General features: G+C 63.4%; 13 protein-coding genes. 9 read left to right on the top strand and 4 right to left on the bottom strand.

Annotation, left to right across the window (positions count from 1 at the left end; all coding sequences use genetic code 11):
- Positions 1 to 50: 50 nt before the first annotated feature.
- The 6 genes from NL528_RS15690 to NL528_RS15715 are packed head-to-tail and all read left to right on the top strand — an operon-like array spanning position 51 to position 5,813.
- Complete coding sequence (locus NL528_RS15690) at positions 51 to 893, top strand: ABC transporter ATP-binding protein (protein ID WP_309183581.1); 843 nt, start codon at positions 51 to 53, stop codon at positions 891 to 893.
- A complete protein-coding gene (locus tag NL528_RS15695; protein WP_309183582.1) occupies positions 893 to 2,296 on the top strand; it encodes a hypothetical protein in 1,404 nt (467 codons plus the stop codon). Before NL528_RS15690 ends, NL528_RS15695 begins: the two co-directional genes overlap by 1 nt.
- Complete coding sequence (locus NL528_RS15700; RefSeq protein ID WP_309183583.1) at positions 2,293 to 3,444, top strand: Gfo/Idh/MocA family oxidoreductase; 1,152 nt, start codon at positions 2,293 to 2,295, stop codon at positions 3,442 to 3,444. The genes NL528_RS15695 and NL528_RS15700 overlap by 4 nt, the downstream gene beginning before the upstream one ends.
- A gap of 10 nt (positions 3,445 to 3,454) precedes the next feature.
- Positions 3,455 to 4,648 (top strand): dihydrodipicolinate synthase family protein, encoded by a 1,194-nt coding sequence (locus NL528_RS15705; protein WP_309183585.1) that lies wholly within the window; start codon positions 3,455 to 3,457, stop codon positions 4,646 to 4,648.
- A complete protein-coding gene (locus tag NL528_RS15710) occupies positions 4,648 to 5,511 on the top strand; it encodes a sugar phosphate isomerase/epimerase family protein (RefSeq protein ID WP_309183586.1) in 864 nt (287 codons plus the stop codon). The genes NL528_RS15705 and NL528_RS15710 overlap by 1 nt, the downstream gene beginning before the upstream one ends.
- On the top strand, positions 5,508 to 5,813 hold the full coding sequence (locus NL528_RS15715) for a hypothetical protein (RefSeq protein ID WP_309183587.1): 306 nt from the start codon (positions 5,508 to 5,510) through the stop codon (positions 5,811 to 5,813). Before NL528_RS15710 ends, NL528_RS15715 begins: the two co-directional genes overlap by 4 nt.
- A gap of 257 nt (positions 5,814 to 6,070) precedes the next feature.
- Here NL528_RS15715 and NL528_RS15720 read toward each other — a convergent pair whose 3' ends face one another.
- From NL528_RS15720 to NL528_RS15735, 4 genes are all read right to left on the bottom strand, one after another.
- On the bottom strand, positions 6,071 to 7,537 hold the full coding sequence (locus tag NL528_RS15720; protein ID WP_309183588.1) for a Spy/CpxP family protein refolding chaperone: 1,467 nt from the start codon (positions 7,535 to 7,537) through the stop codon (positions 6,071 to 6,073).
- A gap of 506 nt (positions 7,538 to 8,043) precedes the next feature.
- Entirely contained in the window at positions 8,044 to 9,258 is a 1,215-nt protein-coding gene (gene rocD / locus NL528_RS15725; RefSeq protein WP_309183590.1) for an ornithine--oxo-acid transaminase, read from the bottom strand.
- Positions 9,259 to 9,502: 244 nt separating this feature from the next.
- Positions 9,503 to 10,177, bottom strand: coding sequence for an ion channel (locus NL528_RS15730; protein ID WP_309183591.1), 675 nt, complete (start codon positions 10,175 to 10,177; stop codon positions 9,503 to 9,505).
- 44 nt (positions 10,178 to 10,221) lie between these two features.
- A complete protein-coding gene (locus NL528_RS15735) occupies positions 10,222 to 11,454 on the bottom strand; it encodes a cytochrome P450 (RefSeq protein WP_309183592.1) in 1,233 nt (410 codons plus the stop codon).
- A gap of 338 nt (positions 11,455 to 11,792) precedes the next feature.
- Between NL528_RS15735 and NL528_RS15740 the strand changes: the two genes are divergently transcribed.
- The 3 genes from NL528_RS15740 to NL528_RS15750 are packed head-to-tail and all read left to right on the top strand — an operon-like array spanning position 11,793 to position 16,803.
- Complete coding sequence (locus NL528_RS15740; RefSeq protein ID WP_309183593.1) at positions 11,793 to 12,494, top strand: helix-turn-helix domain-containing protein; 702 nt, start codon at positions 11,793 to 11,795, stop codon at positions 12,492 to 12,494.
- 1 nt (position 12,495) lies between these two features.
- Positions 12,496 to 13,689: an efflux RND transporter periplasmic adaptor subunit gene (locus NL528_RS15745; protein WP_309183594.1), complete on the top strand. Its 1,194-nt coding sequence runs from the start codon at positions 12,496 to 12,498 to the stop codon at positions 13,687 to 13,689.
- Between the two features lie 18 nt (positions 13,690 to 13,707).
- The gene (locus NL528_RS15750) at positions 13,708 to 16,803 is read left to right on the top strand and encodes a MexW/MexI family multidrug efflux RND transporter permease subunit (protein WP_309183595.1); all 3,096 of its coding nucleotides are present in this window, start codon (positions 13,708 to 13,710) and stop codon (positions 16,801 to 16,803) included.
- The last annotated feature ends 64 nt before the right edge of the window (positions 16,804 to 16,867 follow it).

The following is a 16,867-nucleotide window of genomic DNA, read 5'->3' on the forward strand; positions in this document are numbered from 1 at the left end:
CATCCCGGAATGACGGATTCGCAACACCGCTTTTCGAATGGATTTGCTGAATGAGCGCAGCGACCAAACAAATCGATCAGCCGGCCGCGCATCTGCGCCTGGTGTCCGATCGCGCCGCCAGCGGCACGGCGGGGATCACGCTCTCCGGCGTGTCGAAAACCTACCGGTCGCGCGACGGCGATGTGCCGTCGCTGCGGCCGCTCGACTTCCACATCAACGAAGGCGAGTTCTTTGTCGTGGTCGGTCCGTCCGGCTGCGGCAAGTCCACATTGCTCAAGATGATCTCCGGCCTGCTGCCGCCCTCAACCGGCGAGATCCTCGTCGAAGGCGAGCAGGTGACAAAACCGCACGGCAATGTCGGCATCGTGTTCCAGAACGCGCTGCTGCTGCCGTGGCGCAACATCCTGTCCAACGTGATGTTGCCGATCGATATGAAAAAACTGCCGCGCGAAAAATATCTGGCGCGCGCCAAGGCGCTGTTGAAACTGGTCGGGCTCGAGGGTTTTGAGAAAAAGCTGCCCTGGCAACTTTCCGGCGGCATGCAGCAGCGCGCCTCGATCTGCCGGGCGCTGGTGCACGACCCGAAAATCATGCTGATGGACGAGCCGTTCGGCGCACTCGATGCGATGACGCGCGAGAAGATGAATGTCGAGTTGATGCGGATCCAGCGCGAGACCGGCAAGACCGTGCTCTTGATCACGCATTCCATACCGGAAGCGGTGTTCCTGGCCGACCGTGTCCTCGTCATGACCGAGCGGCCCGGCGCGATCGCGGCGATCTACGACGTGCCGCTGCCGCGGCCGCGCTCGCTCGACGCCATGGCCGATCCCGCCTTCACCGAACTGGTGCAGCGGATCCGCAAGCATTTCTTCACCCAGGGCACGCTGGATTGATGCCTTATCGCCTGTCCGTACGAGATATCGCCTTCTTCGAACGTCCGGTCAGTTTTGCCCGGCCGTTCCGCTTCGGCGCGGTAACGATCAACGCCACGCCGCAGGCGTTCGTGCGGGTCGAGATCGAGGTCGAAGGCAAGGGCACGGCCACCGGTGCCAGCGCCGAGTTGCTGGTGCCAAAATGGTTCGACAAGCGGCCGCATCTTGCGCCGGACGAAACGGTGGAAGCGTTGCGGCGCTCGCTCACGATCGCTCGCGAGCTTTATCTCGGGCGCAAGGGTTTTGAGACCGCGTTCGGCTTGCATGCGGCGTGCATCGATGCGCAGGTTGAGGCTTGCGCGCGCGAGGATATCCCGCCGCTTGCAGCGGCTTACGGCCCGGCCGAGATCGACAAGGCCATCCTCGATGCGCTGTTGCGCTGTGTAGGCGTGAACTTCTTCGACGGCATGGCCGGAAATATCAGCGGTATCGACGCGCGTCTGTCGCGCGATTTGAACGATGAGGAGATCGCGGGCTTCCTGGCCGGACGTCAACGGTTGGAGCGCGTCGCGATCCGGCACACCGTCGGGCTCGACGACAGGATAGAAGGCGAGGGCGGCGTTGCCGACGCAAAGGAAACCGCCGGCGCGCGGTATTTCAAGTTGAAGCTCAATGGCGATCCCGCGCATGACGCGGATCGCCTGACCGGCATCGGCAAGGAACTCGCCACGCTGCCGCATGACTACAGGGTTTCTCTGGACGCCAACGAGCAATATGCCGACCTGACGGTTCTAGGCGCGCTGGTCGAGCGGCTCGACCGCGATAGCGCGCTAAAGCCGATTGCGGCAAAACTGTTATATCTCGAACAGCCGATGCCGCGCGACGTTACCCGGCAATCGCCGCTGGGCGCGCTCGCCGGCCGCAATTTCATCATCGACGAAGCCGACGATGGCTATGACGCCTTCCCGGTGGCGCGCGCGCTCGGCTATCGCGGCATTTCCTCGAAATCGTGCAAGGGCATCTACAAGTCGATCGTCAATGCGACCCGCGCCGCCAAATGGAGCGCGAAGGGCGAGAAGTACTTCATCACCGGCGAAGACCTGACCTGTCAGGCCGGCCTCGGCGTGCAGCAGGACCTTGCGCTGGGCGCCCTGATCGGCGTCACCCACGCCGAGCGTAACGGTCACCATTATGTCGACGGTTTCGCCGAAACGCCGGCCGGCGAAGCCGAAGCGTTCTTGTCGGCGCATCCCGATCTCTATGCCCGCGACGGCAACAAAATCCGCCTAGCGATCCACGACGGGGATCTCCTGACGGGATCGCTGACCGCACCCGGTTTTGCCACATCCGTCCATCCGGACTGGTCCACGCTATCGCCGCTGGCGCGGCCAACAACACAAGTTTTGCAGGAGCAGATTGTATGACCACCAAACGCCTCGGCCTGATCATGAACGGCGTCACCGGCCGGATGGGGCTCAACCAGCATCTGATCCGCTCCATCGTCGCCATCCGCGACCAGGGTGGCGTGCTGCTGTCGAACGGCGATCGCATGATGCCGGATCCGATCCTGGTCGGCCGCGACGCGGAAAAGGTGGAAGCCTTGGCCAAGCGCTTCGACGTGCAGCGCTGCACCACCGATCTCGACAAGGCGCTGGCCGACAGGAATGACACGATCTTCTTCGATGCCGCGACGACGCAGGCGCGCCCGTCGCTGCTGACCAAGGCGATCAACGCCGGCAAGCACGTTTATTGCGAGAAGCCGATCGCGACCAATCTCGACGAGGCGGTGGCCGTGCTGCGGCTTGCCAACGGCAAAGGCGTCAAGCATGGCACGGTGCAGGACAAGCTGTTTTTGCCGGGCCTGAAGAAGCTCGCCTTCCTGCGCGACTCCGGCTTCTTTGGCCGCATGCTCTCGGTGCGCGGCGAGTTCGGCTATTGGGTGTTCGAGGGCGGCTGGCAGGAAGCGCAGCGGCCGTCGTGGAATTATCGCAGCGAGGACGGCGGCGGCATCATTCTGGACATGGTCTGCCACTGGCGCTATGTGCTCGACAATCTGTTCGGCGAAGTCGAGAGCGTGAGCTGCCTCGGCAGCACGGATATTCCCGAACGTTTTGACGAGAAGAACAAGAAGTACACCGCGACCGCCGACGATTCCGCCTACGCCACCTTCCGCCTCAAGGGCGGCGTGATCGCGCATATCAACATGAGCTGGGTGACGCGGGTCTATCGCGACGATCTCGTTACCTTCCAGGTCGACGGCACCCACGGCTCGGCGGTGGCGGGCCTCACCGATTGCGTCATTCAGGCGCGACAGGCGACGCCGCGGCCGGTATGGAATCCGGACGAAAAGCGCACACACGATTTCTACGGCGACTGGCAAAAGCTTCCCGAAAACGTCGTCTACGACAACGGATTCAAGGAGCAGTGGGAAATGTTCATTCGCCATGTCTGCGAGGACGCGCCCTACAAATACACGCTGCTGGAAGGCGCCAAGGGCGTGCAGCTCGCCGAGTGCGCGCTGCAGAGCTGGAAGGAGCGCCGCTGGATCGACGTCGCTCCGATCAAGGTGTGAGGTGAGGGCCATGAACAAGCCCGTTTTGCCCGTCTCGTCGCTGTCGCTAAAACTGCCGAATGCGGATCGTTCGATCGAGACCTATCGATTGGCGGCCTCGCGGACCTTTCCGGCCAAACTTGAAGGCACGCTCAACCGCGTCGCGTTTTCCGCCGCGCATGTGGTGGCTGATCCGCTGGCCGAGTGCGATCCGTGGCTGACGGCGGCGGTCGACTGGGACCGGACGATCGCGTTCCGCGAACACGTCTGGGACTTGGGCCTCGGCGTTGCCGAAGCAATGGATACCGCGCAGCGCGGCATGGGGCTGGATTGGCCGACCTCGCTGGAACTGGTCCAGCGCTCGGTGAAGGCCGCCAAGACCAGAGGCAACGCGCTGGTGTTCTCCGGCGCCGGCACCGACCATCTCGCGGTCGAAGACGCCAAAAGTATCAACGACGTGATCCGCGCTTACGAAGAGCAGATCGCGGCGGTGGAAAAAGCCGGCGGCCGCATCATCCTGATGGCGTCGCGGGCACTGGCCAAGCTCGGCCGCAGCGCCGACGATTACGCAAAAGTCTATGACCGCGTGCTGTCGCAGGTCCGCGAGCCCGTGATCATCCACTGGCTCGGCGACATGTTCGATCCGGCGCTCAGGAATTACTGGGGCACGTCCAGCCTCGATACCGCGATGGACATCGCGGTCGGCATCATCAATGCCAACGCCGCCAAGGTCGACGGCGTAAAAGTCTCGCTGCTCGACAAGCAGCGCGAGATCGATATGCGCCGCCGGCTCGACAAATCTGTGAAGATGTATACCGGCGACGACTTCAATTACGCCGAACTGATCGCCGGCGACGACGCGGGCTTTTCGCACGCGCTGCTCGGCATCTTCGATGCCATCGCGCCGGCGGCGTCCTATGCGCTGTCGCGGTTGGCGGCCGGCGACGAAGCGGGCTTTCACGACGTGCTGGGGCCAACGGTGCCGCTGTCACGCCACATCTTCAGGGCGCCGACGCGGTTCTACAAGACCGGCATCGTTTTTATGGCCTGGCTCAACGGCCATCAGGACCACTTCACCATGGTTGGCGGGCAGGAGAGCACGCGCTCGACGCTGCATCTGGCCGAACTGTTTCGTCTCGCCGACAAGGCCGGCCTGCTCGCCAATCCGGAGTTGGCGACACGGCGGATGAAAACGTGGCTTTCCACCCGCGGCGTTGAATCCTGATGCGGGATTTTTCGGGCGATCATCGCTGGCTGTCGCTGAACACGGCGACTATCCGCAAGCAGGGCGATCTCACTGAGATCATCGACGCCTGCGCCCGCCATGGCATCCGCGCCATCGATCCCTGGCGCGACCAGATCGCAGCGATCGGGCTCGACCGCGCTGCGCGTGCCGTGCGCGACGCCGGGCTCGAGCTGTCAGGCTATTGCCGCGGCGGCATGTTCACGGCCGACGCCGCGCACCGGATCGCGGTGCGCGACGACAATCACCGCACGATCGATGAGGCCAAGGCACTGGGCGCACCCTGCATCGTGCTGGTCGCGGGTGGCCTGCCGCAATATTCGCGGCCCGGCAGCAGCGCCTCAAAGGATATTTTGGCGGCGCGGGCGCAGGTCCATGACGGCCTGGCCGAAATGCTGGACTACGCCAGACAGGCAAACATGCCGCTGGCGATCGAGCCGCTGCATCCGGCCTATGCCGCCGACCGCGCCTGCGTCAACACCACAAAACAGGCGCTCGATCTCTGTGACGCGCTGGACCCGCAACGATCAGGCGCGCTCGGCGTCGCGCTTGACGTCTATCACATCTGGTGGGACCCCGAGATGCTGCCGCAGATCGCCCGCACCGGCAAGGATCGCCTGCTCGCGTTCCATGTTTGCGACTGGCTGGTGCCGACCAAGGACATCCTCAACGACCGCGGCATGATGGGCGACGGCGTCATCGACATCAAATCGGTGCGCGCGGCGGTCGAAGCGCAGGGATTTGCCGGCTATTCCGAGATCGAGATTTTTTCCAGCGATTGGTGGGGCAGGCCAATGGATGAGGTCTTGCAGATCTGCATCGAACGGCACCGGACAGTGGTTTGAGCGGCGCGAAAGCGTTGATCGGCCACGCCGTCACGTTCCGCGCCGACCGGATCGACGCGCCGCCTCCGCTGGGGTGCAAAAAGCCGCATTACGCGATCAAGCAATATGCGCCCGACATGCTGTTTCAGGGCGGATTGACCGATCCCGGCAAGCAGGCCACGGCGCTGGGTTTTACCGACAAGACGATCCCGACAATCGAGACCGGATGCGACGGCGCCATCGATTTTCATTTCGTCAACGCCGGCACGGCGCTGTTCGGATTGAACAACCGGGTCTATCGAATGGAAAAGAAGCCGAACTGAACTTGCGCGATAGCGGCCGCAGGTCGCGGCCCACGACAAATCCTGCTTCAAGGCGGCTCCGATCCTCTCCAACGCCCGGTCGGCAAAGGGGCACGCGTCAGCCGTGGTAAAACGCCAGCGGCAGGAAGATATAGGTCCAGCAGAACAGGACAGCCAAGCCGGCCGGTACCGCGATGTCCTCGATTGTCATGCCGAATCTGGTGGTCATGTCGAATCTCCTGGGTTCGTAAACTGCGACATGCGTTCTTCGGATTAGGTCAGGGGCTTGCGACCTGCTGCAGTGTGTTGAAGCGGGCCTTCTGCTCGCTGCTCAGTTCGGCATAGAACTCGTCGAGCGCGGGCTGCACCCTGTTCGCCGCCTCCAGCATGGCCTCGAGCCGCTTCTGCATCGCCTGCAGCCGCCCGACCGGCGTCAGCGGCACCTCGTCCGGGCAGGCCGCCTGCAATCCCTGAACGGCCTTCCTGGTCGCCGCGCTCAGGCGGTCGAGCGCTTCCTTTTGCTTGCCGGCCGGGTGCACCACGGCCTCGATCCGCTCGATTGGCAGCTGGGTCAGGCTGGACTTGGGCTGGCCGCAGCTTTCGGACTGCGCATTCGCATCCTGCGACGGTTGCTGCGGCGGACGCTCACCGACATGAGGACCAAGCGCGTTGAAGCGGGCCTGTTGCTCGTCGCTTAGCGAATTATAGAACTTCTCCAGTGCCGGCCGCACGATCCGCACCGCCTCGAGCGTCGCGCTGATGCGGTTCGTCATCGCCCGCAGACGGCCGGGTGGCGTCATCGCAAAAGTATCGGAGCAGGATTCTTTGAACACGGCGGCAGCCTGTGCCGCCGCGGTCTTCAATTCGTCCAGCAACGCACGCTGCTCGGGCGTCGGCCGTACCGCCCGCGCGATCGAGGCCAACGGCCAGGCCGTGACGCCCTTGTCGGCATCGCCGCACAATTGCCGCAGGGTCTGCGGGCTCGCGCTTGGCCGTTCGCGTGCGCGCGAAGCGTATCCTTCGCCTCCGGGTTCCGGGCCAAGCATGGCGTAGGCGGAATACGGACCTTCGTCGCCCCAGAATACGGTGTCGAAAAAGTCATCATAGGCGTACGCCCAATAGCCGGGGTCGTAGGCGTAAGGCCAGAACGTGTAATCGAAGATGTCGGAATAGGCATAGGGCCAGAACACCGGGCCAAGCCATGGCACGAACGCCGCGTGCAGGCCGCGCCGCCAGGCGAAGCGGGGAGCCCAGCCGTGCTGTCGGACGGTGAGTGCCGCCTGGGCCTGCGGGTTGGCATTGCCGCGGAAGCGCGCCGCAAACCGCCCGCGTTCGGCGGCCTGCACGGCGGCGGCTGCCGCGGCGGCTCGCCCAGCCGCGGGAGACTGCAGTCCCAACTGCTTCTGGCGCGCCAGATCACTCTGCTGCGCATGCTGCTCGCGCTCGAGCAGGCGGCTCTGCGCCTGCAGCAATCGCTCTTGCTGGCGTTGCGCCCGCGCGCCTTGCGGCTTCTGCGACTGCAATTGCTGCACGCGCTGCTGCAGGCGATCGATACGGGTCTGACGCTCCACAGTCTGGCGCGAAAGCGTCTCGCGCTGACGTTGCTGCACGATTTGCTGTCGCTGCTGGATGTTCTGCTCACGCTGTTGCGCGCGTTGTTCCTGTCGCGACTGCCGCGCGCTCACAGCGGGCGCTGTGTTGGGGCGCGATGGTGCGGCGATGTGGGGCTCCGGCCGCCGCGTCATGGCCGGACGCTGCGGCAGCGCCGCCGGACCACGATGGAACTCAGGCCGCGGAGCTGCAACGCGCGGTGCAGCCACGTGTGGCGGTGCAGCGAAGTGAGGCATCGGGCGCGGCGCCGCCATGGCTGGACGCTGTAGGGGAGCGGAATGGAATGCCGGTGCGGCCGGCCGTGCCATTGCCGGCGGTGCTGCAGGATGAAATGCCGCGGCTGGCGGTCCGGCGGGCCGGGCGGCCGCCGCAGGCGGTCCATGCCCTTTCTGCTGGGCGTGCGCGCCGACGCTCGCCGCGATCGCGGAGAGACCAACAAATAACGCTGCAAGGCAAGCGCCACGTGGAAGGATCATCGTAGCTCCCCGGTAGGTCCGGTCGCCCACCGAACTCAACGCGAGAGCGCAAGAATCGTTCGCCCGCCGACGATTGCGGCATTGCGATTTTACGCCGCAGGGGAACGGGTGAACCCAATTCGCTCAAGAGAATCGGCGGCTGCGACGGCGGTCGTGCACCATCGTCATGACAAATCCTGCTTCAGCGTCGCATCGATCCGCTCCAGCGCCCAGTCGACCTGATCGCTTGTGATCACCAGCGGCGGGGCGATGCGGATGGTGTGCTCGTGGGTGTCCTTGGCGAGCAGGCCCCGCGCCTGCAGCGCCTCGCAATAGCGGCGGGCGCGGCCGGCTTCGGGGTGAAGCTCGACCGCCAGCATCAATCCGCGGCCTCGCACCTCGCGGACGGTGTTGGCGCGGATTGTCTTGAGCCCGTCGAGGAAGCGCGCGCCTTGCACGACCGCATTCTCGATCATGCCTTCCTCGACCAGTACGCGCAGCGCGGCCCGTGCCACCGCGCAGGCGAGCGGGTTGCCGCCGAAGGTCGAGCCGTGCTGGCCGGGCCTCAACGTGCCCAACACGTCGTTGTTGGAAAGCACCGCCGAGACCGGATAGAAGCCGCCGGACAGCGCCTTGCCGAGCAGCGTCACATCCGCCTCGATGCCTTCATGCTGCTCGGCGAGCAGCTTGCCGGTGCGGCCGAGCCCGGTCTGGATCTCGTCGAGGATCAGCATCACGTCATGCGCGGTGCAGAGCTCGCGTACCCGCGCAAAATAGCCCGCCGGTGGAATGATGACGCCGGCCTCGCCCTGAATTGGCTCGACCAGGAAGGCGACGGTGTTTGGCGTGATCGCCGCTTCCAGCGCGTCAGCGTCGCCGAATGCGATGATCTTGAAGCCGGGCGCGAACGGTCCAAAATGCTTGCGCGTCTCAGGATCGGTAGAGAAGCCGACGATGCCGAGCGTGCGGCCGTGGAAATTGTTGGCGCAGACGATGATCTCGGCTTGCCCGTCAGGCACGCCCTTGATCACGTAGCCCCATTTGCGCACCGACTTGATCGCGCTCTCGACCGCTTCGGCGCCGCTGTTCATCGGCAGCACCTTGTGCGAGCCGGTCAACTGCGCGAGTTCTTCGTAGAACGGCGCCAGCTGATCGTTGTGGAAGGCGCGCGAGGTCAGCGTCAGCCGGCCGGCCTGTTGCACCATCGCCGCCAGGATCTTGGGATGGCAATGGCCCTGGTTGACCGCCGAATAGGCGGAGAGGCAATCGAGATAGCGGTTGCCTTCCGTATCCCACACAAAGACGCCTTCGCCGCGCGACACCACGACCCCGATCGGCTCGTAATTGTAGGTGCCCAGGCGGGCTTCGGTGGCGAGGAAATCAGTGACCGATCGATTCATCTTTCGTCACTCCCCTGGCAGGCCGCGCCGGCGCGACCAAAGCGCTCGGAACAGCGCCAGCCACGACGCCATCAATCACGCTATCGATCACGCTATCAATCACGCTATCAATCACTTGGGCATCGGCCCGGCCGCTGGGAAGGATTGATGCCGACCTAATTGCAAATATTCCCTGGTCGCAGGGCGCCGCGCCGAACGGGCAAGTCGCATGGCCCGGCTCGCTGGTCCCGACCATGGTTGGGCGTCAATCCTTCTCCCGGTGCGCCAGTTCGAGCGTCACCAGCCGTGCCAATAGCGTCGCGGGATAAAGCTGGCCAAAGATCGCCTCCAGATTACAGAGGCTGCGCGCGATCGGGTCGACGGGAGCAACGTCGCCATAGCCGGTAGTGGTCATCGTCGCGAAACTGAAATAAATCAGCCGGCTCGCCAGCGCCGGGCTGTCTTCGACAATCATGCCGGAAAATGCCTTCGGCTCCAGCGTTCCGACAAAGGTGTACAGGCTTGCGAAGACGACGGCGACCGTCAGGTACAAGAGCACGGCGCCGATGACGCGGTGATAGGTGATTCGTCCCGGCGCAAAGGTCGCACGCGCGACGACCCATCCCATCGTCACTCCCATTATCAGCCAGGACGCCGCGAACAGATTGAGGTCGAGGATCGAGGGTGATCGGATGCGCAGGATGGCACCGGTGACGATCATGCTGAGCGCGACCAGCATCGCGATCACCGCCCATCGGCTGCCCGACATGAAGAAAACGCCGCCGACGAGAAACAGCGCCAGCACCAGTTCGAACACCTGAAACGCGAAAATGCCCTGCGCCTGCAGCGGGGCCACGACAAACAGCATGACGACGAGCAGAATGGTGAGGGCCGTCAGCAGGGAATCGGCCAAGCGATCGCGCAATTGATCGATGTCCATGGGATCAGGCTTCATTCATCGGTGATGACGAGATTGATGCAGCATTAGCTGGCCACACATGGCACCCTCAAAAAACCGCGAAATCGCACCCGGCCGCCGCGCACCGGTTCGCCGTTCAGCTTATACTCCGGAAACCGCGCCAAAAAATGCGAGATCGCGATCGCGCCTTCGAGCCGTGCCAGCGCCATCCCGGCGCATTGATGCGCGCCGGTGCCAAAGGCGAGGTGGCGGTTCGGGGTACGGCCGATGTCGAGACGCTCCGGATCGGGGAATTGCAGGGGATCGCGGTTGGCGGCGCCGATGCACAGCGTCACCGGCGTGCCCGCGGGCAGCGTGACGCCGCCGAGTTCGACGGGCTCCACGGTCATGCGGTTGCCGAGCTGGTTCGAGCTTTCGAACCGCAGCATTTCCTCGACCGCGGTCTTGATCAGTTCGGGGTGTTCGATCAGCCGTTGCTTCTCGGCGGGATGATCCAATAGGGCCACCAGGCCGTTGCCGATCAGATTGGTCGTGGTCTCGTGGCCGGCGTTGAGCAGGAAGATGCAATTGTGCAGCAATTCCTTCTTGGTCAGCCGCTCGCCATTGTCTTCACCCTGGATCAGCCGCGTCAGCACGTCGTTGAGGGGATTTCCCGGCTTGGCGCGCCGCTTTTCGACCAGGCCTTCGAGATAGGCGCGAAAGTCCTTCACCGCCAAATTGCCGCGGGCAAAGGCGTCCGGGCTGACGACGGGTTCGAGCGCGCCCAAAATCGCCAGCGACCAGTCGCGTAAGGGCTCGCGCTCGTCGTGGGGGACGTCGAGCAAATTGCCGATCACTTCAATGGGGATCGCGGAAGCAAAATCGTCGATCAGGTCGACGCTGCCCTCGACTTGGCCTTTGGCGGCGAGGCCATCGAGCAGGCGGTCGACCAAGGCGATCAGGTCGGGCTCCATCGCCGCGATCGCGCGCGGCGACAGCGCGCCCATGATCAGCCGCCGCACGCGGGTGTGGGCGGGCGGATCGTTGAAGACGAGGCTGGTGGTGTGGTGCTCGTAGAGCAGGGAGGCGCCATATTTCGGCGCAAACTCCTTCTTCTTGTCGGATGAGAACACCTTGGTGCTCTTGTAGGCCGAGACCAGATCGTCGTAGCGGGTCAGGAACCAGGAACCGTTCGGCAGGCACTTGACCGGCTCGTGCTCGCGCAGGGCCCGATAGGTCGGGTAGGGGTTGGCGTAGAACTCCGGTGTCAGTTTCTCAAGGTCGAAACCGGCCGCCAGCTCGCGCGCGTCTGAATTCATGCCTGTCACTCTTCGTGAAGACGGACAAATGAACGACCACCAAAATTAGTCGCACCTGCAACTATCTTAAATGCTGTTCCCGCGCCGGCGTCAACTCGGATTGAAGCGATGATGCCGGGCGATTACGACCACGACGCCCGGCCGGGACCACAAGCGGTGCGCTGGGGCTCGCAGGCCGATCCGAGTGAGCCGCAAGTAATGAGGCTTAGGTTTTCGGAAAACTGACGTTCAAACAAAGAGATGAGGGTGTGATTTTTGCGCCGCAGCGTACCGGAATTCGCCCGCAGCGTTGCCATATTTCTTGACATTCACCTTGGTGAGTGATTACTCACATTCCCATGTCTACCCTGCGCATGACCAGTGATTTGCGGCGGCAATTGATCTTGAGCGCCGCCAAGCGATGCTTCGCCCGAAATGGCTTTGCCGGAACCACGACCAAGAGCGTCGCGGCGGCGGCGGCCATATCGGAAGGGCTGTTGTTCAAGCATTTCCCCTCCAAAGCGGCGCTTTATGCCGAAATCCTCGCCGAAGAGTGCGAGGCCGACCCGGATCTGATGCATCTGCTCGGCCAGGAGCCGTCGACCGCGACGCTGGTCGAATTGGTTTGCGGCATGGTTGGGCATTTCAGGGAGCTTCTCGAGGCGCCGGACCAGGAAGAGGCGCAGCGGCTGCGGCTGATGGTGACGAGCCATCTCGACGACGGCGAGTTCGCGCGGCTGCTCTACGGCAAGATCGAAAATCTGATCGGGTCGGTGTTCACCACCTCGCTCGAAAGCGCGATCGCCGCCGGTGATGCCTCAGCCATCGGCCACGCGCCGCTCAATCTGTTCTGGTTTGCGCATCACACCGTGCTGATGGCGGCGCTGGTGCGGCTTCCCGCCGTGCCCTGTCTTTCCTATGGCGATGCCGCCGGCCACGAGCGGCAGCTTTGTCAATTCATACTCCGCGGAATCGGGCTTAACGAAGCCGCAATTGCTTTTCATCTGGATCGCGAGCTGTCGCCGAATTCGGGACAATCGGTAACCGCAGAAAGTGCATGACATGAACATTGTAACCGAAAGCCATATCTCGGGCGAACCGATTGGCGAAAAATCGCGCAAGCGTCCGATTCGGATGGTGCGCTGGTTTATCATCGTCGGGCTGTTGCTGGCGCTGCTGGTGGGCGGTCTGGTCGGCTTCAATGCGTTACGCAGTTACGGGATGGCGAAGTACTTCGCCAACATGAAGCCGCCGCCGGCCTCCGTCAGCATTGCGGAGGCCAGGACCGAAGTGATTCCCAACCTCTTGATCGCGGTCGGCGATCTCGCCGCCGTGCACCAGGTCAACGTCACCTCCGATGTCAGCGGGCGCATCACCGACATCATGTTCACTCCGGGTGCCAGCGTGAAATCGGGTACGCCGCTGGTTCAGTTGTTCGACGCCCCCGACCAGGGCGACCTCGCCAACTTCAAGGCGCAGGCGACGGTGGCGCAGCTTTCGCTCGACCGCGCCAAGCAGCTCGCCTCGCGCCAGTTCGGTCCGCAGGCGACCGTCGATACTGCGCAGGCGGCGTTCGACCAGGCCCAGGCCGGCATTGCCAAGACCGAGGCCTTGATCTCGCAGAAGCTGGTGCGCGCGCCGTTCGACGGCGAGCTCGGCGTTCGCAAGGTCGAAGTCGGTCAGTACCTGACCGCGGGCACCCAGATCGTCTCTCTGACTGATCTGTCCGAGCTCTATGCGAACTTCACCGTGACGGAAAAGGGCAGCGCCGCACTCAAGGTCGGACAGACCGTTCGGATCGCTGTCGACGCCTATCCGGGCCGCAAGTTCGAGGGCAAGATCAGCACCATCGAGCCGCAGGTCGCAACCGACACGCGCAACATCCGCGTACAGGCGACGATTACCAATCCCGATCATATTCTCAAGCCCGGCATGTTCACCACCACCACCGTGGTGCTGCCGGACAAGCCGGCGGTCGTCACCGTTCCCGAAACGGCGGTGGACTACACGCTCTATGGTGACGCGGTCTATCTGATCACCGAGAAAAAGGAAGACGATGGCAAGACCAGCCTGACGGCTGTGCGCACCTTCGTCCAGACTGGCAATCGCCTCGACGGACGGGCTGAAATTCTCAAGGGCCTGAAGACCGGAGACCGGGTTGTTGCTGTCGGCCAGCTCAAGCTGCAGTCGGGCGCGGCCGTGACGATCTCCGCCGATCCGGCCCCGCCCATCCCCGCGCAGCCGCCGCGCTATTGATAACGAGAGACTGTCGCGATGGTTTTTACCGATCTCTTCATCAAGCGTCCGGTTCTCTCGGTCGTCGTCAGCCTGCTGATCCTGTTGATCGGTCTGCGGGCAGCGACCACGCTGCCGATCCGGCAATATCCGAAACTGTCGAATACGGTCGTGACCGTCACGACAGTCTATCCGGGCGCGGCGGCGGATATGATTCAGGGCTTCATCACGACGCCGATCGAACAGGCGGTCGCCTCCGCCGAAGGCATCGACTACATCACCTCTTCCTCGGTGCTCGGCACCTCTACGATCCAGGTTTTCGTCAAGCTGAACTTCGACCCGAACCAGGCGCTGACCGAGGTTCTCGCCAAGGTAAACTCGGTTAGATACCTGATCCCCAAGGAATCCAACGATCCGATCGTCAGCAAGACCACCGGCGATACCATTGCCGTGATGTATCTCGGCTTCTCGAGCGAGGAGCTCTCGGGTTCGGCGATCTCGGACTATCTGACGCGCGTAGTGCAGCCAGTGCTATCGACGGTCGACGGCGTGGCGTCGGCCGACATTCTCGGCGGCCAGACCTTCGCGATGCGGCTGTGGCTCGACCCGGTCAAGATGGCCGGACGCGGGGTGTCGCCGAACGACGTGTCGCTGGCCATCGCCGCCAACAACTTCCAGGCCGCGGCCGGTCAGGCCAAGGGCTATTTCATCGTTTCCAACGTCTCGACCAACACCGACCTGCGCAACCTCGACGAGTTCAAGCGCATGATCGTCAAATCGCAGGACGGCGGCTTCGTGCGGATCGAGGATATCGCCTCTGTCGAACTTGCCGCGCAGAGCACGGATGCGAGCGTTGCGTTCAACGGCGAGCACGCGATCTTCATCGGTATCAAGGCGACGCCGCAGGGCAACCCGCTGACACTGGTGAAGGGCGTTCGCGCGCTGTTTCCCGAGATGGAACGCAACCTGCCGCCGTCGATGAAGATGAAGGTGGCCTACGATTCCACCAAATTCATCCAGTCATCGATCAACGAAGTGGAGAAGACGCTCGGCGAAGCCGTGCTCATTGTCGTCGTCGTGATCTTCCTGTTCCTGGCCTCGTTCCGCTCGGTCGTCATTCCCGTCGTCACGATTCCGCTGTCGCTGGTCGGCGTCTGCAGCCTGATGCTGATCATGGGCTTCAGCATCAATCTGCTGACCTTGCTGGCGATGGTACTGGCGATCGGGCTCGTGGTCGACGACGCCATCGTGGTGGTGGAGAATATCCACCGCCATCTGGAAGAGGGCAAATCGCCGGTACAGGCGTCGCTGCAGGGCGCGCGTGAAATCGTCGGTCCCGTGATCTCGATGACGATCACGCTCGCTGCCGTGTACGCGCCGATCGGCTTCCTCGGCGGTCTCACCGGTTCGTTGTTCCGCGAATTCGCGTTCACGCTGGCGGGCTCGGTGATCGTGTCAGGCGTGATCGCGCTGACGCTGTCGCCGATGATGTGCTCGGTCCTGCTCAAGAACACCGAAGAGGGCCGGTTCGCCAGGATCGTCAACAAGGTGTTCGGCGCCATGACGCGCTGGTACGGCCGCAAGCTCGACCGCTCGCTCGATTATCGTCCGATCACCGGGCTGTTCGCGCTGACGATCCTCGGCCTCGTCGGCTTCCTTTACATGCACACGTCGAAGGAGCTCGCGCCGGAAGAGGACCAGGGCATCGTGTTTGCTGTGACCAAGGCGCCGAAATACGCCAACATCGACTATATCGATTACTACGGCGAAAAGCTCGACAAGCAGTTCCAGAAGTTTCCGGAAACCGACCTTCGCTTCGTTCTGAACGGCATCAACGGTCCGCAGGGCGGGATCGCCGGCATGCTGCTCACGTCGTGGGATGAGCGCACCCGCTCGTCGATCAAGCTGAAGCCGCTGGTGCAGGCGGAACTCTCCAAGATTGAAGGCGTCAACGCGTTCGCCTTCAACCTGCCGCCGCTGCCGGGCGGGCCGGGCGGCTTGCCGGTGCAGATGGTCATCAATACCACCGCGGGCTTCCAGGCCGTCTATGAACAGATGGACAAGCTGAAGGCGGCCGCGCGCAAGAGCGGGTTGTTCATCGTCTCCGACAGCGACCTCGACTTCAACCAACCGGTGGTGCGGATCAAGGTCGATCGCTCCAAGGCGAGCAACCTCGGCATCAACATGCAGCAGGTCGGCAATACGCTGGCGACGCTGCTAGGCGGCAATTACGTCAACCGCTTCAACCTCGAGGGGCGGTCGTACCAGGTGATCCCGCAGGTGCCACGCAGCCTGCGGCTGTCGCCGGAATCGCTCGGCGGCTATTACGTGCCGACCAACACCGGGCAACTGGTGCCGATCTCGACCATCGTGTCGATCGAGACCGGAACTGATCCGAATGCGCTGACGCATTATAACCAGCTCAACTCCGCGACCTTCCAGGCGGTGCCGATGCCGGGCGTCACCGTGGGCCAGGCCGTCGACTTCCTCGAAGGCGAGGCCAGGAAGATGCCGTCGGGCTTCAGCCACGACTATCTCGCCGACTCCCGCCAATATGTGCAGGAAGGCAACCAGCTCGCGATCACCTTCGGGTTTGCGTTGATCATCATCTTCCTGGTGCTGGCAGCGCAGTTCGAGAGTCTGCGCGATCCGCTGGTGATCATGATCAGCGTGCCCATGGCGATCGTGGGCGCGCTGATCCCGCTGTTCTTCGGCGTGGCGACGATGAACATCTACACGCAGGTGGGATTGCTGACGCTGGTGGGTCTCATCACCAAGCACGGCATCCTGATGGTGGAATTCGCCAATGAGTTGCAGCTCAACGAAGGCCTCGACCGGCGCTCGGCGATCGAGATGTCGGCCCGCATCCGGCTTCGTCCGATCCTGATGACGACGGCGGCGATGGTCACCGGATTGATTCCGCTCCTGACCGCATCGGGCGCCGGCGCCGCAAGCCGGTTCTCGATCGGGCTCGTGGTCGTCTCGGGCATGTCGATCGGCACGCTGTTTACGCTGTTCGTGCTGCCCGCGGTCTATGTGACGATCGCGACCGATCACCGGGCCCATGCCGAGTCCGACCGCACCAAGGAGATCGAGGAATTCGATCTCGGCCGGACGGCGCTGAAGCCGACCTGAGGCCGCAAGCCCAATAGCGTTGAGGATCCAGCGGCGGCCTCGGCCGCCGCGGCTGTTTAAACCC

The organism is Bradyrhizobium sp. Ash2021 (assembly GCF_031202265.1).
Taxonomy (GTDB): domain Bacteria; phylum Pseudomonadota; class Alphaproteobacteria; order Rhizobiales; family Xanthobacteraceae; genus Bradyrhizobium.